We start from the raw sequence: 17,445 nt of genomic DNA on the forward strand, positions 1-17,445 counted from the left end.
GGCACCCGCCGTTCCGTGCCATCGTCGCTCAGATACACCGCCTCAAAGCCCTCAACCGGTGCTACGTCAGCGTCCGTCTCATGGATCATGGCGCAGGCGCTCGCGCCATGGATGTGTGGTGTGCTCGGTCTCCAGCGCCTCGTCCAGCCAGCGCCGCTGCCCGCCGCTCAGCAGCGGGAGGACCGCCTCGAAATCGGCCTCGTCCTTCGGCCGCATGCCCTTGGACTTGTAGAGCAGTTGCACCTCCGGGGCAAGCCGGTGGAAACCGTCCTCCTCGACGGTCAGCCCGGACAGCGAGCGGCGGATCCGAGGGTCACGCCGGTAGGTCCACTCCTCTCCGTCGGCCTCGTCCAACATGAGCTGGAAGCGCCATGGCCCGTCCGGATGCTTGCGCACCCAGATGTCGTGCGCCTGCTCCGGGGTCGAGGAACCGGCGGACAGCCGTTGGCGCCGAGAAGGATCTTGATTGCAGTGAGCTGAGGCTGCTCCTGGTTGCGAAGCTTCCTTAGCTCGTTGCCCGGTCCCGGCGTCGGCGTGCGGCGCGGATCTCGGCGTCGGCCGGCCACAGTAACGGCCATCGGCCGTGTCAGAAGCGGAACCGCACGATGCGGGTGGACCGCTTCATGCCCGGCAGCAGATTCATGACGCGGTACATACGGCGTACATTCGCGGGCGCCTTGGCCATCAGCACCGGCGAGTCGTACATCGGCGCCTCATCGACGTATTCGAGCCGCGGGTGCCAATCGGCCAGCTCTGCCGGGTCGTTGAAGCCGCAGTGGAACTGGGCGCCGTACTTGCGCAGGGTGGGATCCCATTTCGAGGTGCGCCACGCCCAGACTGGCACGGTGTCGAACTGTATCTGTCCGGTGGGAAAGGCATCGACGACGCTGATCAGCAGCCGCCGGACGTCAGTCTCGGTCAGATAGGGCACCAATCCCTCGGCGATCATCAGCACCGGCCGGCCGCGGGGAATGCGTTCCAGCCAGGTCAGGTCGGTGACACTGGAGTCGATCAGGGTGTAGTGCTCGCGTGGCGGCAGGAATTGCCGCCGCAGGTCGATGACGGATCGATAGTCCAGGTCATACCAGTCGACGGTGGCGGGCGGGTCGATCCGGTACACCCGGGCGTCGAGACCGCAGCCCAGGTGCAGCACCACCGCGTCAGGGCGATCGGCGAGGAAGCTTCGCGCCCAGTCGTCGTGGGCTTTGGCGCGCACCACGGCGGCGAGGCCCATCTGGCTGGTGCCGAATCTGCGCTTGTCGTAGCCGGGGTCGAGGCGGCGCATCGCCTGCTCGGCGTACTCGTCACCGAGGATCGGGTCCGGTAGTCGGTTGTCCAGCGCTTTGGCCTTGAGGACGGGGCTTAGGGTCTGCTGCACTCCGACGAGTTCGGTGTCTCCCATACAGCTACACTAGACTTATTTCACGAATTTCGTGAAGTTCGCGAACACAGCAAAACAGTCAAGGGCAGATAGGGAGCTTCGGTGACACGAGCGGACGAGAACGCCATTGCCGGCTACCAGGAACGGTTCGCGCAGATCATGGTCGAATCCGGCATGCCCCGGATGGCCTCGCGCGTATACGCCGCACTGCTGGTCACCGACTCCGGCAAGCTGTCGGCCGCCGAACTCGCCGAGCGACTGGGCGTCGGCGCGTCAGCGATCTCGGGGGCGGTCAAGTACCTGGTGCAGGTGCGGCTGGTCGAACGCGGCCGCGAACCCGGTAGCCGACACGACTTCTGCCGCATCCACGAGCACACCTGGAGCCACTACGTCAGCCAGTCCGACCCGGTGCTGGCCCGGCTACAGGAAGGCGCCGGCGAGGGCATCGCGGTCTTGGGTCCCGACTCTCCTGCCGGACGGCGGCTGGACGAGACCCGACGGTTCTTCGCGTTCGTACGCGAGGAGATCAAGCAGTCGATGGCGAAGTGGCAGCAACTCCAGGAGGCTGAACGCGAGCCCGGTTAGAGGCGCGCGCTGTGAATTCGCTAGTGGCGCGAGCGTTCGCGGCCGTGCCCCTCTCAGGGATTCCGGAGGTCAGGACCAGTCGGGCGGCCCGGGGCGTTTCAGCCCCGGGCTCCCACAGAATCCCGGCGTGACAGTCTCCCGTCACCGGGCTCTTGTCACCCTGTTCTCCAGGCACTCGGGTTCCACCGCCAGTGCCTGAACATGGCGGGGTAGGCGCGTGTCGCGCCGTAGTAGGCGCGAAGGGCCTTCTTGACCGTTTTCAGTCGTCGATACTTGTGACGGATCCAGCGCACCAGGTAGGAGTTGATGCGCGCCAGGAGGGAGTACAGCGCGGTTTGGTAGAACGCGCCGTAGTACTGCATCCAGCCGCCGACGATCGGATTGATCGCTTTGGCCAGTTGGGCGAAGGTGGAGCCGATCCGGTGGTCAAGCCGCCAGGTGCGGACTTGACCACTGATCTTCTTGAGGGCGTCCTTGCTGATCGGCCTTCCTTGTATTTCTGCCGGAGTCACCTTTTTGGCCGTGGAAGATTTTCCGGGCCGGCGTACTGCGGCGCGCTCGGTGCCCAGTAGCCCGCCGCCTGGGCGGTGGAAGTGGTCATGACAAGCGCGGCCGATGCCGCCAGGCCCACGGTGGCGATGGACGCAAAACGCTCCACGATCTTTCACATGCCCGCGATCTTCTCCCTTTCCTGGCCTGTCAGCCGGGGTTGGTTGACTGGATCTTTCCGGTGAAACCCTAGGGAGCGGCGGCATATCGGGAGTATGTCGCGGCACAAGGACCCGACCGTCGCCGGCGTGGAGGGGGCCGGCGATGCCTACAGCACCCGCTTCGCCCCTGGCAACAGGCGTACGAGGTAGGCGATCCACCAGCACAGCGGCAGCGCGAGCACCAACATGACGGCGAACTTGACCACCGCGATCGCGGGCAGCCAGCGCAGCGCGTTGCCGAGGCCGACGAGCACGAGCGGGTGGATGACGTACACCGTGAAGGCGTGGTCGGACAGGAATTTCCCTCGCGCCCCCTGCCGGTTGAACCGCTCCCTGAACCACACGGTCAGCAGGATGATCATGCTGACCGCGAAGACGGACTCCCACAGTGCCGTCAGCGCCGACGACAGCGCCCCGGTGGTGGTGAACGCCACCGGCACCAGCACCACGGTCGACACGCCCGCCACGAGCAGGCCGAGCAGCCCGGCCCGGTCGGGCAGCGTCTCGAACCAGCGGCGCCGGAAGGCGACGCAGCCGAGCGCGAACATGGCGGCGTACTGCGGCAGGAAGCTCGGCGTCGGCAGCCCGAGCAGCGGCACGTAGGTGCCGGTGGGCACCGGGATCCGCCACAGGAACGTGGCCGCCGCCAGCACCAGCGTGAACAACGCGATCCACCTGAAGCGCAGGGGCGCGGGGCGCTGGTCGAGTGGCGCGCGCAGGCACCGCCAGCCGGCGTAGGCCAGTGCGAAGACGATCAGCACCTCGGCGAACCACATGGGCCCGGGATCCCAGGAGGCGAGGTAGTACTGCCAGTAGGGCATGTCGTCGTCGCGCCGGATGTACCCGCCGAAGGTGATCAGCGGCCGCAGCAGCACGACGAAGACCAGCAGCGGGATGCCGAGCCGTACCAGCCGGTCGCGCAGGAAGGCGCGGGCGCCCTTGCGGTCGTAGGAGCCGGGGGTGAAGAACCCGGAGATGAGAAAGAAGAATCCCATGAAGAACGCCTGGTTGAACACCGCCAGCATGTCGAGCGCGACCCCCGACGGATCCTTGGCGGGCTCGAGGTAGTACCAGAGCGGGATGTTGCCGTAGGTGATGGCGACGTGGTGGGTGACGACCAGCACGGTGAGTGCGGTTCGTAAGTTGTCGATCGCGTAGACCCTGGTCGTGGTCTCGGTCTTCATCGGGCGCACGCCCTTTCGAGGAGGTCGGCCAGCGCGTGCGCGTGCGCGTCGAGGTCGTGCTCGGGGTAGGCCATCCAGTAGGCGAACATGGCGTCGACGGCCGCGGAGTGGGTGATGGCCATGACCCGCGTGTCGAACTCCCGGAACTCCCCGGTCTGCTGCCCGAGGCGGTAGATCTGCTCCAGCGAGAGATAGATCTCCTCGTTGCCCTTGATCCCGTATCGGGGATTCCCGTCGGCGGTGCGGAAGTTGGTGAAGATCTCCCCCAGCGCCTTGAGCTGGGTGCGGTGGCCGCGCATGTGCTCGGCGACGGACAGGATGTGCGTCCTGAGCAGCTCGCCGGCCGACTGCAGGCCCTCCATCTTGGCCAGCACGTGCTCGGCGATGGCCCCGTAGGTGCGCTCGACGACCTCGGTCATCAGCTCCTCCTTGCCGGCGAAGTGGTAGGAGATCACGCCCTTGCTGACGCCCGCGTGCTGGGCGATCCGCGCCAGCGACGCCTGGGCGAAGCCGACGTCGGCGATGATCTCCACGGCGGAGGCCACGATCTGGGAGCGCCTGGCCTCCTCGATGAAGGAACGAGCCCTCTGGCCGGTCGGCTCAATTTCTGACCGCATGGCCAAAATCTAGCACGTGCGGCTAGTCGGTGGTCATGGCGATCACTGACCGGGTGACGGGCTGGCCAGTGGCGCGATTGCGCCACCGCAGGGGGCGGGTGGACGCGGCCTGCGGACATGGCGGACCATGAGGTGATGTCGCTCCGTACGCACGAGGCCGATCTGTTCGAGAGCTTCAGGGGCCGCTTGGAGGCGATCGCGTACCGACTGCTCGGGTCCGCTGCTGATGCCGAGGACGCGGTGCAGGATGCGTTTCTGCGGTGGCACGCGGCGGACCGGGAACGGATCGAGACGCCTGAGGCGTGGCTGACGAAGGTGCTCACCAATCTCTGCCTCAATCAGCTCACCTCGGCGCGGGCCAGGCGGGAAACCTATGTGGGGCAGTGGCTCCCGGAGCCGGTCCTGGCCGGAGATCGGATGCTCGGTCCGGCCGACACCGTCGAGCAACGCGAGTCGGTCTCCATGGCGATGCTCACCCTCATGGAGCGGCTGTCGCCCAATGAGCGCGTGGTGTACGTGCTGCGCGAGGCGTTCGGGTACCCGCATCGCGAGATCGCAGAGATCCTCGATGTCACCGAGTCGAACTGCCAGCAGATCTACCGGCGGGCCAAGCAGCGCGTCACCACCGACCGGTCCCGCACCGAGGTCGATGCGGCCGCCGCAGGGAAGATCGTCGAGGAATTTCTCGCCGCGGCCCTCAGCGGCGACACCGAGCCACTGATCCGGCTGCTCACCGACGACGCGGTCAGCGTCTCCGACGGCGGTGGCCGGATTCCGGCCCGCAAGACCCCGCTCATCGGTGCGCTCGCTATCGCGCGATTCCTGCGTGGCCTGTTCCGGCCGACCGATGCCAAGCGAGCCATTGCCGGTGGCAGTCCTGCCTTCCACGCCGTCGTCGTCAACGGCGGTCCTGCCGTGCTGGTCGAGGTCGGCGAGCGGGTCTTCGGCGTCTTCTGCCTCGACGTGACCTCCGACGGCGTCGCGGCGATCCACATCCAGGTCAACCCCGACAAGCTGGAACGCATCACGCGCCAGTGGGCGGCCGCCGGCCCCCATCGCCCCCTCGTGGAGAACGGGTGGTGACCCACATCACAATCGTTTCCTGTCAGGGATCGTACGGCTGTCCGGTTCAGGAGGTGAGTGCAACCAGATAGGAGCGAGCCATGAAGCACCGCATTGTCGTCCTCGGAGCCGGGTACGCCGGAGCCAACGCCGCCGGTCGCCTCGCCAGGCGGCTGCACCGCGACGACGTCGAGATCACTCTGGTCAATGGCGACCCCGAGTTCGTCGAACGGGTGCGTATGCACCAACTCGCGAGCGGGCAGGATCTGCCGCATCGCTCGCTGCGCGACGTCCACGCGGGCACCGGCGTGCGGGTCCGGCCGGCGCGGGTCACCGCGGTGGATGTCGATCGCAAGACCGTCGATCTCACCAGCGAGCACGGCGCCGAGAGCCTCGGCTATGACACCCTTGTGTACGCCCTTGGGAGCACCGTCGCCGGCCACGGCGTCCCCGGTGTCGCCGAGTACGCCTACAACGTCGCCGGGAAGCAGGCCGCGCTGCGGCTGCGGGCGCGCCTGGGCGAGTTGGAGCCGGGTGGGACCGTGCTGGTCGTGGGCGGCGGCCTTACCGGTATCGAAGCAGCCACCGAGATCGCCGAGGCACACCCGCACCTCGAGGTCGCAATCGCCGCCCGCGGCGGCGTCGGCGACTGGCTCAGTGACAAGGCCCAGCGCCACCTGCGCGGCGTCTTCGACCGGCTCGGCATCACGGTCCACGAGCACGCCGACATCACGCGCGTCGAAGCGAACGGCGTGGTCACCGGTGCAGCCGAGGAGATCCCGGCCCAGGTGACCGTGTGGACCGCGGGTTTCACCGTGCACCCGATCGCGGCCGCCACCGCCCTGGAGGTGTCCGATACCGGGCGGATCGTCGTCGACGGCACCATGCGCTCGGTCTCGCACCCCGATGTGTACGCCGTCGGCGACGCCGCGATCGCCGAAGGAGCGGGCGGTAAACCACTGCGGATGTCCTGCGCCTCGGGAATCCCGATGGCGTGGCTGGCTGCCGACGCCCTCGCCGCGCGCTTGACCGGCCGCAAGGTTCCCGAGACCACGATCGGCTACACCATCCAGTGCATCAGCCTCGGACGCCGCGATGGAATCATCCAGCGCGTGACCCCCGACGATCAGGCCATGTCCACCGTCATCAAGGGCCGGACCGCCGCCCGCATCAAGGAGTTCATCTGCGCGAGCGCGGCCTGGAGCGTCTCCCACCCGACCGCGATGCTGCCGAGCCGCCGCCGCCACCTCGCGGCAACCGGCGAAGCGGAGACCCACTTCGCCGCCCCGTGACGCGGCCTGCGGCGCGAGCAGCACGCAGCAGTTGTGGATCCCTCGGGTTCCTGGATCGCGGGCTTCCTTGGTCTACTACGTCCGCCTCGCCGCCGTCCTCTTGCCGCCCCCGAGGGGCCCGTGCGCCCGAGGAGACCGCCCGCACGCCCTGGCCGGCGGCGCTCCGCGCTCTCCGTCGCCACGGCCCTCGGCCTGCTCCTCGGGCTCGCGCCTCAGACGGTGCTGTCGCTCGCTGCAGGCTAGGGCCGCACGTGCAGCCCGAAACCCGAGCGGCCCGCGGGCTCCAGCCCCCGCTTCAGGTGCAGCGACGGAATCTCGTAGTCGCCGAAGTTCTGCCGCCGGAACGCGATCGGCTCGGTCGACTCCAAGGTCAGCAACCGCTGCTCCCAGGCCTTGGCGATGTCCGGGAAGTCCTCGTCTGTGGTCCGGTCCGTGCCGTACAGCACGAACGGCGGCAGCACCTCGATCCCCGGGTAGTACAGGATCCCGTGCTGGATCGGGAACAGCAGGTCGTCGATCGGCCCGTTGATCCCGCGCTCGGCGTAGTGCGACTCCGGGCCGCCGGCGGTCACCGACAGCAGCGCCCGCCTGCCCACGAGAGTCCCCTCACCGAAACGCTCCCCGTACTTGACGTCGCTGTGCTCGCCGACGCCATACGCGAAGTGGTACGTGAAGACCCGGTCAACCCAGCCTTTGAGGATTGCCGGCATCGTGTACCACCACAACGGGAACTGGAAGATGATCACGTCCGCCCACAGCAGCTTCTCCTGCTCGGCGCGGACGTCCGGGGTGAGGGTCCCGGTGTCGAAGGCCCGCCCCGAGTCCGCGGCGACCTTCAGCGGGCTTGAAGCGGACGGGCCGAAGTCCCCGGCGTCCACGACTGCCTTCCAGCGCATCGCGTACAGGTCACTGACCCGCACCTCGTGCCCCGCCTTCTCCAGCGTGGCCACCGCCAGGTCCTTCAGCGAGCCGTTGAGCGACCTCGGCTCCGGGTGGGCGTAGACGATCAGCGTCTTCATGCGAACTCCTGTGGATCGGGTGCCTTCGATCCTTCACACCCGGGCGGCCGCCGTTCAGGGGCGCTTCTTCCGTCGGACCCGGCTTCCTGGTATCGGCAGGGCCACCTTCACCACCGACGACCGCGAGATACTTGGCCAATGGACGATCTCGCGAGCTTCCTGCGCACCCGCCGCTCCCGGGTCGACCCGGCCGGGGCGGGCATCCCGGTCGACAGCCGCCGCCGGGTCCAAGGGCTGCGCCGCGAAGAGGTCGCACACCTGTCCGGGGTGAGCGTCGACTACTACGTGCGCCTCGAGCAGGGCCGCGCCACGCAGCCCTCGGAGCAGGTACTCGACGCACTCGCGCGGGTCCTCGGGTTCGACGACACCGAACGCGGGCACCTGTACCGGCTGGCCCGGCAGCGGCGCCGGAAGGCGAAGTCGCCCACCGGGCGGCTGCGCCCGGAACTGCCGCGGGTCCTGGACCTGATCACCGACGCGCCCGCGCTCATCGTCGACCACCGCCTCGACGCCGCCGCCGGCAACCGCCTCGCCGAACTGCTGTACGGCCGCTCCATGAAAGGCCTGAACACGGCCCGGCACATCTTCCTGGAGGAGACCGAGCGCGGCCTGTACGCCGACTGGGACCAGTGCACCCTCGACGTGGTCGGGCACCTGCGCCTGGCGGCCGGCAAGTACCCCGAGGATCCGCGCCTGGCCTCGTTGATCGGGAAGCTGGCGATGGGCAGCGAGCGCTTCCGGCGCCTGTGGGCCCGCGCGGACGTGCGGGCACGTACCTACGGGCGCAAGGCCTACCGGCACCCCCTGGTCGGGGAACTGGAACTGCATCAGGAGAACTTCGCGCTGCCGGACGAATCGGGCATGGAGCTGCTGGTGCTCTCGGCGGCCCCCGGCAGCCCCTCCGCGGACGCCCTGCGGCTCCTGGCCGGCCTGGACGCCGATGGTGGCGTACGTCCCACAGCCAAACCACAGCTGGGTAGGTAACAGCCCCCGAAACAGGCACATGCGATCCTGGCCTGGGAGAAGAAGCGCGGCAGCCAGACGGACACGCCGACACGCCTGCGGGGTCTGGGCGGCTCCGGCGGGCGTGCTTCAAGCGGCGTCGGCAGCCTCCTGCCCGAGGTCGAGACGCACTTCCAGGTTCTCCAGAGGCGCGTTCAGGTCGTAGATGTAGTCGCCGAAGCGGCGTCCGTTGTCCTCCTGGTAGGGCGACATGATGGCGACGTCCGCGCGGTTGGCATACGTCCGTCCCTCCTGTCAATCGCGGGCGTCTCCATCGCGGCGGCAGGCGGGCGGAAGTAAGGCACGTCCAGGGGAAGGAAGGTCGTGCTACGCGTCGTCCCCCGGGAACGACGCTGGTCGATCCAGTCTTGGAGCCGGTCCAAGGACCTCTCGTCGTGCTCGACGATGAAGCGAACCGTCCCCGTCGGCGCGGCAAAGGCGATCATGGGCGTCCTGCGCAGCCGCTCTTTTCTGTCGCGCCACCGGATGGAGATCATCAGAACGTCTTCGAGGCCCCGCACGTCCGCGATCCGGATGGTGCGGCTTCGAGAGAAGCCGCGCACCGTGATGGTGTCGGACTCGCAGACGACGCCGACCCTGTATCCGCGAACGGCGAGAACCAGCGACGCCAGGGCGGTCGGAATGAGACAGCACCACCGCGAGTGAAAAGCCGGACGAGCCCTGGATGGCAAAAGCACAGGAGACCGTACAGCCCCAAGGGGAACCGCTTGAGTACACCCATCCACCGGCTGTTCGCTAAGATCACCAAGGTGTGTCAGTAAGCTGGTGCGTGACTTTCCATGCGCCGCTACCATCGACACAGGTTGTACGAGATTCTTGCCATGGCCTTGCCCAGTTACCATATGCATTCCCACCGTAGTGGCAAGAAAGCACCACTCGGTGGTAAGGCCACAAATATGGTGTCCGGCAGTTCGACCATCCCTCCCCCGCACCTTCGTCGGGATCCCAGGCAGCGTAATGCGAAGAACAGTTGCCGAAGTCATCTGCAGATGCTGGGGAATTATTTAGCGTGAGGACGGCGAGAAACCCAGCTATCAATGCAGCGGCGCCGCGCCCGGTTCGATGTGACCGCATCTTACCCTCCTGGTGATCGTGACGGATTGAGTCGAAGATGACTACCGGACCGACCAGCATAATGCCCTCAGGCTCCGGATTCTTGGCCGACCAATGGTGTCAACTCTGCATGACTTCAAACGGATTCGAAAGAATCAGGAGTGCCAAATACCGTCGGATTCCTGCCACGTAGGTGACGTTTGTCATGTATACCCTGGAGTAAGTATCCCTAGTACGGCAGCCACCATTCGTTGGCTGAGCTGCAGTCTCAGCGTGGGCGTGCTGGATGATAGCGAAATCAGCAGGATGAGTACGGTTGCCGCGGCTGTGACGGCACGCCCGGTCGGGCGAGCATGAACAGAATGCATACGTGCACCTTTCGTATTCGGTTTAGCGGTTTTGGGAACCAGGCCAAGAAAGCCGTCCCCTTCTCAGGGGAACGGTGGCGCTTGTCGTGGTGCCTTCCCCCTGTACGCCGTTGACGGTGAGGCGGCCGCCCAGTCCGACGGCTTGGGCCCGCCGACCGTGCAGGCGGGCCTCGAACGCCTCCGCCGACATGCCGCGGCCGTCATCGCTGACGGTCAAGCGCAGTCTGTCGGCGGTCACAGTGAGGGCGATGGAAACGGTACGGGCCGATGCCTGCCGTTCCACCTCCTGCAGGACATCACGGATCGTGCCATGGACGATCTCGGCGATCACGACAGGAAGCGGCTGTTTCGGCAGAGCCCATATCTCCACCGCGATCCCCGTCCGCAGCGACCATTCCGCCAAGTAGTCCGCCAACGCCTGTGAGGCTGTGCGGCTGCCTGTTTCGAGTTCCCCATGTGAGCTATTGATCATCTGCTTCTTCCCTTGCTCGTCACTAGCCGAGTGGCCTGAGCAGGCCGTCCGGAATAGCTGCGCGGGAACGGTCATCGCCGGAGCCATGCCTGCTCGGAGGTGTTCTTGCAGGGCCACTGGATCGCCTTCTTGCCCTTGCGCTTCTCGCCGCTCCCGATGGCGAGGCACATGCCTGTGGCCCTGTTGAGGAATCGCTGCTTATCGTCGTAGATCCACTCCTGCGCCAGTCCGCCGTCCGTGCACGGCCACTGGATCGCGATCTTCCCCTTCTTCTTCTCACCGCGCCCGATCGCCAGGCACAGCCCGGTCTTGACGTTCACGAGCCGGCGGTCGGGCCGGTAGATCCAGCGCTGCTCCTTGCCCCCGGTACAGGGCCACTGGATCACCGGCTTGGCCGCCTTCACCTCTCCCCGGCCCACGGCCAGGCACATGCCGGTCGCGCCGTTGAGGTATGCCCGGCCGGGCCCCGCGGAGGCCACGGCGACTTGTGCGGACGCGGTGGGCGGCAGGGACAGCACGGTCAGGGCGGTCACCACCACAGCGGCGGTCTTGGAGCTCGTGCGCATGGATGTCCTTTCTCGGGTGGTCGATCAAAGGGGACAAGATCACGAGACTCGTCGCGATCGTCAGCAGTCGCTGATCCCGATCGGCAAGCGGGCTGGGACAGGTAGGTCACACGTGCGTGTGCCGGCCCCCGACGGTTCCCAGCGGCCTCGGCGGGCAAGCGGTCCCGTGAGCGCTTGCCCGCCGAGGTCTGTGGCACCAGGATCGTGGCGGCAAGATTGTTCGGCACCCCTCATCAGACGGGCAAACAATGCTTTCTCGGCAGAACGGTTCCTCTCCGCGTCTCCCCGGCCGGTGGCCGCGGCTCCTGACGCCGATCGACCTTCCGCTGGACTCTTGTCAATGGCCGCGTGTGTCGCTCACGCGCGCAGGCGTTCAGGCCTGCGACGCACGCGATTGGCGGGCCGGGGTCGGCAGTTGATGTGATCAGCGGGCACATCTGAACGTCTTCGTCCCCTAGTGATTGGAGTCCCGTAACGGTGGCAGGCCGTCGTGAAAGTCCGGTGGACCCGGCAGCGGGACCGGTTCAACGCCTTGCCTTCGAGTTACGCAAGCTGCGTCAGGAAGCGGGCGGCCTCACCTATCGGGCCATGGCCAAGCGCGCGGGTTATTCGGTCACCACGCTGTCGCAGGCGGCGGCAGGCGAGCGTCTGCCTTCACTGCCCGTCGTCCTCGCCTTCGTGGAAACATGCGGCGGAGACGTCTCCGCATGGGAGCGCCGCTGGCAGCAGGTCGCTCAGGAACTGGCCCGCGACAGGACCGGCGAGGACGGCGCCGCCGGGCCGTACCCGGGCCTGGCCCCCTACGACACGCACGATTCCGGTCGTTTCTTCGGACGGGAGCGGCTCGTCGAGGAATTGCACGAGCTGCTTGGCCGGCATCGTTTCGCCGCGGTGTTCGGCCCTTCGGGCAGCGGTAAGTCGTCGCTGCTGCGTGCCGGGCTCGTGCCTGCCGCACGCGGGGGGACGACGCCCGCGGGCGAATCCCTCGGGCAGAGCCTGATACTCACACCAGGCGAGCACCCGATGCGGCACGCCGACCGGCTCCTCCCAGGCGAGGGCGACTCCGGCACGCTGATCGTGGTCGACCAGTTCGAGGAGGTGTTCACGCTCTGCCGGGACCAGCGCGAGCGGGGGCGGTTCATCGACCTGCTGCTCACCGCGCGGCAACCGCAAAGCCGGATGAAAGTGGTCATAGCGGTGCGCGCCGACTTCTACGGGCGATGCGCCGAGCACCGCGAGCTCACCGCAGCCCTGCGCGAGGCCAACCTGCTGGTGGGGCCGATGAACCAGGAGGAGCTCAGGGAAGCGATCGTCCGGCCGGCCATGGCCGAGGGCTTGACCGTGGAGCGGGCGCTGACGAGCGAGCTCGTCGCCGACGTCGCCGGCGAACCCGGGGCGCTTCCGCTGATGTCGCACGCGCTGCGGGAGGTCTGGCGCCGCCGTACGGGCAAGATGCTGACCTTGGACGCCTACGAGAGCGTGGGCAGAGTCCACGGGGCGATCAGCCATACCGCGGAGGAGCTCTATGCCGGCCTGTCGCCCACGCAGGCGAGGATCGCCCGGCGGATCCTGCTCAGGCTGATCCAGCCGGGCGAGCAGGCCCAGGACACCCGCCGTCCCGCCGCCCGGGCGGAGCTGGACCCGTACGAGGAGGCGGACACCGCGCTGGTCATCGAGCAGCTGGCCGGGTCCAGGCTGCTCACGCTGCACCAGGACACCGTGGAGCTCGCGCACGAGGCCTTGATCGAGTCGTGGCCGCGACTGCGTGGATGGGTGGACGAAGGACGCGATCGCCTGCGCGCGCATCGGCAGTTGACCGAGACGGCCGAAGCGTGGGAGGCGCATGGCCGCGATGCCGGGCTCCTGTACCGGGGCACCCGCCTGGCCGTCGCCGACAAGCTGTTCATCGAGCCGGGTGACCACGACGACCTCACGCCCCTGGAACGGAACTTCGTTGACGCCAGCGCGGCACTGGCCCGGCGCACCTCCCTGATGCGGGTCGCCGTCTCGGCCGTTCTGGTGGTCTTGCTGGTCGCCTCCATGGTCGCGGCGGGAGTCGCCTTCCGGCAGGCGGGACTGGCCGGCGATCGGCTGGAGGAGACCACAGCCCGGCTGACCGCCCAGCGCGCCGCCGCCCTGCGACTGAGCGACCCGAAGCTGGCCCGCCGGTTGAGCGCCGCGGCCTGGCAGATCGCCCAGGTCCCCGAGGCCAAGAGCGAGCTGATCGACTCGATGGCGCTGCCCTTGGTGGACGTCGTCACCGCCCCCTACAACACGACGGACCTGGCGCAGGGGCTCAGCATGGACGGCACCCGGCTGGCCGTCCACACACCCGGTACGGCGGCCGAACCGGCCGCACTGCGCGTGTATGACCTGGCCACGAAGAAGGAAGTCACCGGCGCCAGATGGACGGGGAGGCAAGAAGTCTCGGAACTGGCGTGGAGTCCTGACGGCCGCACGCTGGCGGTCGACGACGGGACCAACATACAGCTATGGACCATCGGCGCCGGAGGCCTGAAGGACCTCGGCGTGGCACTCCCCGACCTCGACTTTACGGAGTTCAGCCCGGACGGGCGCTTTCTGATCGGGGTCCGCGATGGCACGTACGAAGCCTGGAGCATCGCGGACCGGAAACGCGTGCTCCACGAGCCGGTCAGGGCCATCAGTGCGGACGGCCGGCTGGCCCTGGTCATCCCAGATGACGCCGATGGATTGACGACCACCGTGCTGTCTCTCGGCATGGGAGCGAGCTCTGGGCGGCGAGTGGAGCTCTGGGACCTCGAAAAGCGCAAACCGCTCCGGGCCCCCTGGCTACCGGAAACCGCCTCGGGAGGCGAGTTCAGCCCAGACGGGAAGCACCTGGCCGTCTTCAACAGCGACGGTACCCGGCTGTTCGACGTCTCCTCGGGCAAGCAGGTCCAGCGCCCGCTGCTTCCGCCTGCGGAACGTGTGGAGTTCAGCCCCGACGGCCGGTTCCTGGCCGGGACGCGGGAACAGGGGTGGGCGACCCTGTGGCGGGTGGACGACGGCACACTGCTGATGAACTCCCCGCTTCCCCCCGACGTTGTGGCAGCCGATGCCCGTTTCTCGCCGGATACTCGCCTTCTCCGGGTAACCGGCCAGTACGGCACGGTGAACGTCCTGGACATCTCCCCCTACACCCGCCCCGAGGTGTTCGCTCCGGGAAGCGACAAGCGGCTGTTCAGCCCCGACGGCCGCCTCCTGGTGACGACGCGTCACCGAAAAGGCAGGCCAGAGGTGCGCATCTGGGATGTCCCCGCGCGGAAACCCGTGAGCGGCCCGCTACCCCTCGACAATCTCCCCGAAGACGACCCCACACAGTACTCCCCGGTGTTCAGCCCCGATGGGCGCACGCTCGCGATCATCCACCCCGCGTCGCCCATGGTGACCTTGTGGGACGCCACGAACGGCCGCAACATCGGCGCATTGCGCGTCCGGAGACCGGGAGCCGTCGGAGTCTTGTCCTTGGCCTTCTCCCCCGACGGCAGAACCGTCGCGGTCGCCCCCCTCAGTGCGAACCCGGATGACGAAGACGCGCTCGGCCTGACTTTCGACGACCTGGAGCTGTGGGACCTGAGAACTCGAAGCTGGATCCGCACCGTCTCCGCTGCGGGATACAGGATTCTGATGTTCGAGCCGGACGGGCGCCGGTTGCTCGTGGACGCATCGGGCACGGGGCGAATCCTGGTCGATACGGCCACCGGAGCGATACTCCAGCACTCATCCGACGCCCGCTCCGAGGGGGAGATTCTCTTCATCGAGAACAGGGCCGCGATCGGCGACCAAGATGGGCGTTTGACGTTCTGGGACCGGGAGTTGCGCAGGCCTCTGGCCCCACCGCAGACCGCGCACACGTCATCAATCGACGTTCTTGTCCCGTACCCGCAGGGCGGGCTCCTCGCCACCGTCGCCCTCGAAGGCGAGTTTGGCATCCAGCTCTGGGACTGGCGGGGATATCAGCGGATCGCCGCACCGATCAGCTACACCACCCAGTCCGTACCGGCCGTGGCATTCAACCGGACCGCTCTCCTCGTCTCATCCGCCGACGGGGCCCTGCGCGAGATCATCGTCGATCCCGGCACTGCCACCGCCGTGATCTGCCGCCGGGACGGCGGCCTGTCCCCTGCCGAATGGCGAGAACACATCCCGGAACTGGCCTATCAGAAGACCTGCCACTGACGACACCTCGCGAGGCACCTGCGTCTGCCCACCCTAGCGATCTTTGATTTCGCGTTTCTGGACGTTTGTGTCAAGTTTCACGACGCCCGCGGAGTTGATCGGTAGGGCTCGCGCAGCGTGGCTTCGGGGGCTGCCGATGATCGTGGCGGGCCCGTCGGGGGCCGGCAAGTCGTCGCTGCTGCGGGCCGGGCTGACTCCGGCCGTGCTGGGCGGGGCGCTGCCGGGGCGGCAGGACGGGCAGGCGGCGGTGTCCTATCTGACCCCGACCGCAGCCGTTGAAGGAGCTGCGGGCGCAGGATGCCCGGCGCCCGCTCGACTCGTACGCGCTGCTGATCGTGGACCAGTTCGAGGAGCTGTTCTCGCTCTGCGACTGCGAGCACGAGCGCGCGGAGTACGTGGCGGAGCTGTCCGGCAGGGCGGCGGCCGGTCTGCCGATGGTCATCAGCGTACGGGCCGACTTCTACGGGCACTGCCTGACCCATCCCCACCTGTTCGAGGCGTTGCGGGAGCGGGCGTTCGGCTGCTGCTGACCATCAGCCAGGACACCACCGCCCGGCTGTGGGATCCGTCGGGGCCCACCCCGCTGGGCGTGCTGAGCTGCCGCAACCGGGTGCTGGGAAGTGCCGCGATCAGCCGTGACGCGAGCCTTGCGGTGCTTACCACCCATGGGTACGACGTGGACGAGACTCCCGCCTGCCTCTGGAACATCTCCGACCCGCACGATCCGCGCCTCCTGAGCGTGGTGCCGGCCGCCCGCGGCGGCAACAACGTCAGAAGCGCTGCCATCAGCCCCGACAACAGGACCCTGGTCACCGGCGCCCAGGAAGCCCTCGTCTGGGACATCTCCAATCCGAAGAAACCCGAGCAGCGGCCCGGGGTGAGTGACGGCTTCCGCACCGTCACAGAGCTGGCCTTCACCGGCCGGGACAACACCACCCTGGCCATCAGCACCTACGCGGCCGGGGTGCAACTGTGGAAGATCGGGCCGCGCCCCGCGAGGATCGCCTTCGTGCCCGGTTCGACCGGTGACATCGGCTCCATGGCCGTCAGCCGCGACGGCCGCATCCTGGCCGCGGGCAGCGGTGACCACGACGCGTACATGTGGGACGTCAGCCGCCCCGCCGCTCCGAGGCTGCTGCGCCGGCTCGTCGGCCACACCACCCGGGTGTGGAAGGTGCACCTGAGCCCGGACGGTGGACGGCTGCTCACCACCAGCCTCGACGTGGGCGCCCCGGTGCGCCTGTGGGATCTGACCGGCCGGAGCCCCGGCCCATATGCGATCCTGCGCGGCCGCATCCGCGCGGCGACCCTGACCGGGGACGCAGACGGCATCGCCACCGTCATGACCGACGGCTCGATGCGGACCTGGCACACCGACCCGGACCGCTTCGCCGTCACGGCCTGTGGGCTGGCCGGAGCGCCGATGACGGCCGGGGAACGCGACCTCTACCTCGCCCCGCCGTACGAACCCGCCTGCCACTGACCGCCGTCCTGGTCACGGAGCTCGACCTCGACCAGCGCCGCGACTGGCTCACGCTCTTCCCTTTCCTCGAATCCCACCGCCCCGACGCCTACGACCCGCTCACCGACAGGTAGCGAGAACGAGCGAGAACGAGCGGGGCCGGCGTGAGTGGCCGTGACGTCCGACTGCACGAACGGACTTTCGGCACGGGCAGCCGTCACGAGAAAGCCCACGTTTCCGGTCGCGCCGGTCATCAGAATACGCATTCGTGCTACGAGAACCCTGCGAGCAATCGCGTTCACGTCGTAGCTTACGGCGCCGAAATCTGCAAGCCGACCGGCAATCTGCCGCTCGACCTCGTCGACGAAAGCCTGCAGCTCCGCGATCTCCCAATTAGCATAGGAGGGATTCGGAATGGCCAAGGGGCGATTCGCGACAAGGAGCAGACGGA

At 67.8% G+C, this 17,445-nt stretch carries 16 protein-coding genes and 1 pseudogene; 7 read left to right on the forward strand and 10 right to left on the reverse strand.

All coding sequences use genetic code 11. The annotated features are described in order from the left end of the window. Positions 1-78 precede the first annotated feature (78 nt). Together ACIBX3_RS57830 and ACIBX3_RS57835 are read right to left on the reverse strand one after the other, a co-directional pair. A complete protein-coding gene (locus ACIBX3_RS57830; RefSeq protein WP_397129374.1) occupies positions 79-396 on the reverse strand; it encodes a hypothetical protein in 318 nt (105 codons plus the stop codon). Positions 397-586: 190 nt separating this feature from the next. Further along, on the reverse strand, positions 587-1,402 hold the full coding sequence (locus ACIBX3_RS57835) for a class I SAM-dependent methyltransferase (RefSeq protein ID WP_397129375.1): 816 nt from the start codon (positions 1,400-1,402) through the stop codon (positions 587-589). 81 nt (positions 1,403-1,483) lie between these two features. Here ACIBX3_RS57835 and ACIBX3_RS57840 point away from each other — a divergent pair, with 81 nt between their 5' ends. Continuing rightward, positions 1,484-1,966: a GbsR/MarR family transcriptional regulator gene (locus tag ACIBX3_RS57840; RefSeq protein ID WP_397129377.1), complete on the forward strand. Its 483-nt coding sequence runs from the start codon at positions 1,484-1,486 to the stop codon at positions 1,964-1,966. A gap of 155 nt (positions 1,967-2,121) precedes the next feature. On the opposite strand, the gene ACIBX3_RS57845 is transcribed toward ACIBX3_RS57840, so the two are convergent. The 3 genes from ACIBX3_RS57845 to ACIBX3_RS57855 form a co-directional block, all read right to left on the reverse strand. Further along, positions 2,122-2,634, reverse strand: coding sequence for a group II intron maturase-specific domain-containing protein (locus ACIBX3_RS57845; protein WP_397129378.1), 513 nt, complete (start codon positions 2,632-2,634; stop codon positions 2,122-2,124). 149 nt (positions 2,635-2,783) lie between these two features. Further along, positions 2,784-3,860, reverse strand: a complete 1,077-nt coding sequence (locus ACIBX3_RS57850; protein ID WP_397129379.1) for an acyltransferase family protein — start codon at positions 3,858-3,860, stop codon at positions 2,784-2,786. Beyond that, a complete protein-coding gene (locus ACIBX3_RS57855) occupies positions 3,857-4,477 on the reverse strand; it encodes a TetR/AcrR family transcriptional regulator (protein ID WP_397129380.1) in 621 nt (206 codons plus the stop codon). The genes ACIBX3_RS57850 and ACIBX3_RS57855 overlap by 4 nt, the downstream gene beginning before the upstream one ends. Before the next feature lie 135 nt (positions 4,478-4,612). Here ACIBX3_RS57855 and ACIBX3_RS57860 point away from each other — a divergent pair, with 135 nt between their 5' ends. Then, positions 4,613-5,560 carry an RNA polymerase sigma-70 factor gene (locus ACIBX3_RS57860; protein ID WP_397129381.1) on the forward strand — a complete coding sequence of 316 codons (948 nt, stop codon included), beginning with the start codon at positions 4,613-4,615 and terminating at the stop codon, positions 5,558-5,560. 80 nt (positions 5,561-5,640) lie between these two features. Beyond that, positions 5,641-6,831: an NAD(P)/FAD-dependent oxidoreductase gene (locus ACIBX3_RS57865; RefSeq protein ID WP_397129382.1), complete on the forward strand. Its 1,191-nt coding sequence runs from the start codon at positions 5,641-5,643 to the stop codon at positions 6,829-6,831. Positions 6,832-7,070: 239 nt separating this feature from the next. Here ACIBX3_RS57865 and ACIBX3_RS57870 read toward each other — a convergent pair whose 3' ends face one another. Next, positions 7,071-7,850, reverse strand: a complete 780-nt coding sequence (locus ACIBX3_RS57870) for an NAD(P)H-dependent oxidoreductase (RefSeq protein ID WP_397129383.1) — start codon at positions 7,848-7,850, stop codon at positions 7,071-7,073. A 138-nt stretch (positions 7,851-7,988) separates the two neighbouring features. On the opposite strand from ACIBX3_RS57870, the gene ACIBX3_RS57875 reads away from it, so the two are divergent. Then, positions 7,989-8,834: a helix-turn-helix transcriptional regulator gene (locus tag ACIBX3_RS57875; protein WP_397129384.1), complete on the forward strand. Its 846-nt coding sequence runs from the start codon at positions 7,989-7,991 to the stop codon at positions 8,832-8,834. A gap of 108 nt (positions 8,835-8,942) precedes the next feature. Here ACIBX3_RS57875 and ACIBX3_RS57880 read toward each other — a convergent pair whose 3' ends face one another. The 3 genes from ACIBX3_RS57880 to ACIBX3_RS57890 form a co-directional block, all read right to left on the reverse strand. After that, complete coding sequence (locus ACIBX3_RS57880; protein ID WP_397129385.1) at positions 8,943-9,065, reverse strand: hypothetical protein; 123 nt, start codon at positions 9,063-9,065, stop codon at positions 8,943-8,945. Between the two features lie 1,251 nt (positions 9,066-10,316). Beyond that, a complete protein-coding gene (locus tag ACIBX3_RS57885; protein WP_397129386.1) occupies positions 10,317-10,841 on the reverse strand; it encodes a hypothetical protein in 525 nt (174 codons plus the stop codon). Continuing rightward, positions 10,838-11,332, reverse strand: a complete 495-nt coding sequence (locus ACIBX3_RS57890) for an RICIN domain-containing protein (RefSeq protein ID WP_397129387.1) — start codon at positions 11,330-11,332, stop codon at positions 10,838-10,840. Before ACIBX3_RS57890 ends, ACIBX3_RS57885 begins: the two co-directional genes overlap by 4 nt. A 501-nt stretch (positions 11,333-11,833) precedes the next feature. Between ACIBX3_RS57890 and ACIBX3_RS57895 the strand changes: the two genes are divergently transcribed. From ACIBX3_RS57895 to ACIBX3_RS57905, 3 genes and pseudogenes are all read left to right on the forward strand, one after another. Further along, the gene (locus tag ACIBX3_RS57895; RefSeq protein WP_397129388.1) at positions 11,834-15,532 is read left to right on the forward strand and encodes a helix-turn-helix domain-containing protein; all 3,699 of its coding nucleotides are present in this window, start codon (positions 11,834-11,836) and stop codon (positions 15,530-15,532) included. Positions 15,533-15,668: 136 nt separating this feature from the next. Beyond that, a pseudogene (locus ACIBX3_RS57900) lies at positions 15,669-16,062 on the forward strand (hypothetical protein). Positions 16,063-16,184: 122 nt separating this feature from the next. Next, positions 16,185-17,015, forward strand: coding sequence for a WD40 repeat domain-containing protein (locus ACIBX3_RS57905; protein ID WP_397129389.1), 831 nt, complete (start codon positions 16,185-16,187; stop codon positions 17,013-17,015). On the opposite strand, the gene ACIBX3_RS57910 is transcribed toward ACIBX3_RS57905, so the two are convergent. Next, positions 16,979-17,416 carry a hypothetical protein gene (locus tag ACIBX3_RS57910; protein WP_397129391.1) on the reverse strand — a complete coding sequence of 146 codons (438 nt, stop codon included), beginning with the start codon at positions 17,414-17,416 and terminating at the stop codon, positions 16,979-16,981. The two genes, ACIBX3_RS57905 and ACIBX3_RS57910, sit on opposite strands and share 37 nt — an antisense overlap. Between the last annotated feature and the right edge of the window lie 29 nt (positions 17,417-17,445).

Origin of the sequence: Nonomuraea sp. NPDC049480, assembly GCF_044465905.1 — a bacterium.
In the GTDB taxonomy this organism is placed as follows: Bacteria; Actinomycetota; Actinomycetes; order Streptosporangiales; family Streptosporangiaceae; genus Nonomuraea.

Bases quoted from the DNA above. Each gene is read 5' to 3' on its own strand.
- ACIBX3_RS57870 (WP_397129383.1), bottom strand. From the start codon at position 7,850: ATGAAGACGCTGATCGTCTACGCCCACCCGGAGCCGAGGTCGCTCAAC.
- ACIBX3_RS57885 (WP_397129386.1), bottom strand. From the start codon at position 10,841: ATGACCGTTCCCGCGCAGCTATTCCGGACGGCCTGCTCAGGCCACTCG.
- ACIBX3_RS57865 (WP_397129382.1), top strand. From the start codon at position 5,641: ATGAAGCACCGCATTGTCGTCCTCGGAGCCGGGTACGCCGGAGCCAAC.
- ACIBX3_RS57855 (WP_397129380.1), bottom strand. From the start codon at position 4,477: ATGCGGTCAGAAATTGAGCCGACCGGCCAGAGGGCTCGTTCCTTCATC.
- ACIBX3_RS57880 (WP_397129385.1), bottom strand. From the start codon at position 9,065: ATGTCGCCCTACCAGGAGGACAACGGACGCCGCTTCGGCGACTACATC.
- ACIBX3_RS57835 (WP_397129375.1), bottom strand. From the start codon at position 1,402: ATGGGAGACACCGAACTCGTCGGAGTGCAGCAGACCCTAAGCCCCGTC.
- ACIBX3_RS57860 (WP_397129381.1), top strand. From the start codon at position 4,613: ATGTCGCTCCGTACGCACGAGGCCGATCTGTTCGAGAGCTTCAGGGGC.
- ACIBX3_RS57890 (WP_397129387.1), bottom strand. From the start codon at position 11,332: ATGCGCACGAGCTCCAAGACCGCCGCTGTGGTGGTGACCGCCCTGACC.
- ACIBX3_RS57850 (WP_397129379.1), bottom strand. From the start codon at position 3,860: ATGAAGACCGAGACCACGACCAGGGTCTACGCGATCGACAACTTACGA.
- ACIBX3_RS57875 (WP_397129384.1), top strand. From the start codon at position 7,989: ATGGACGATCTCGCGAGCTTCCTGCGCACCCGCCGCTCCCGGGTCGAC.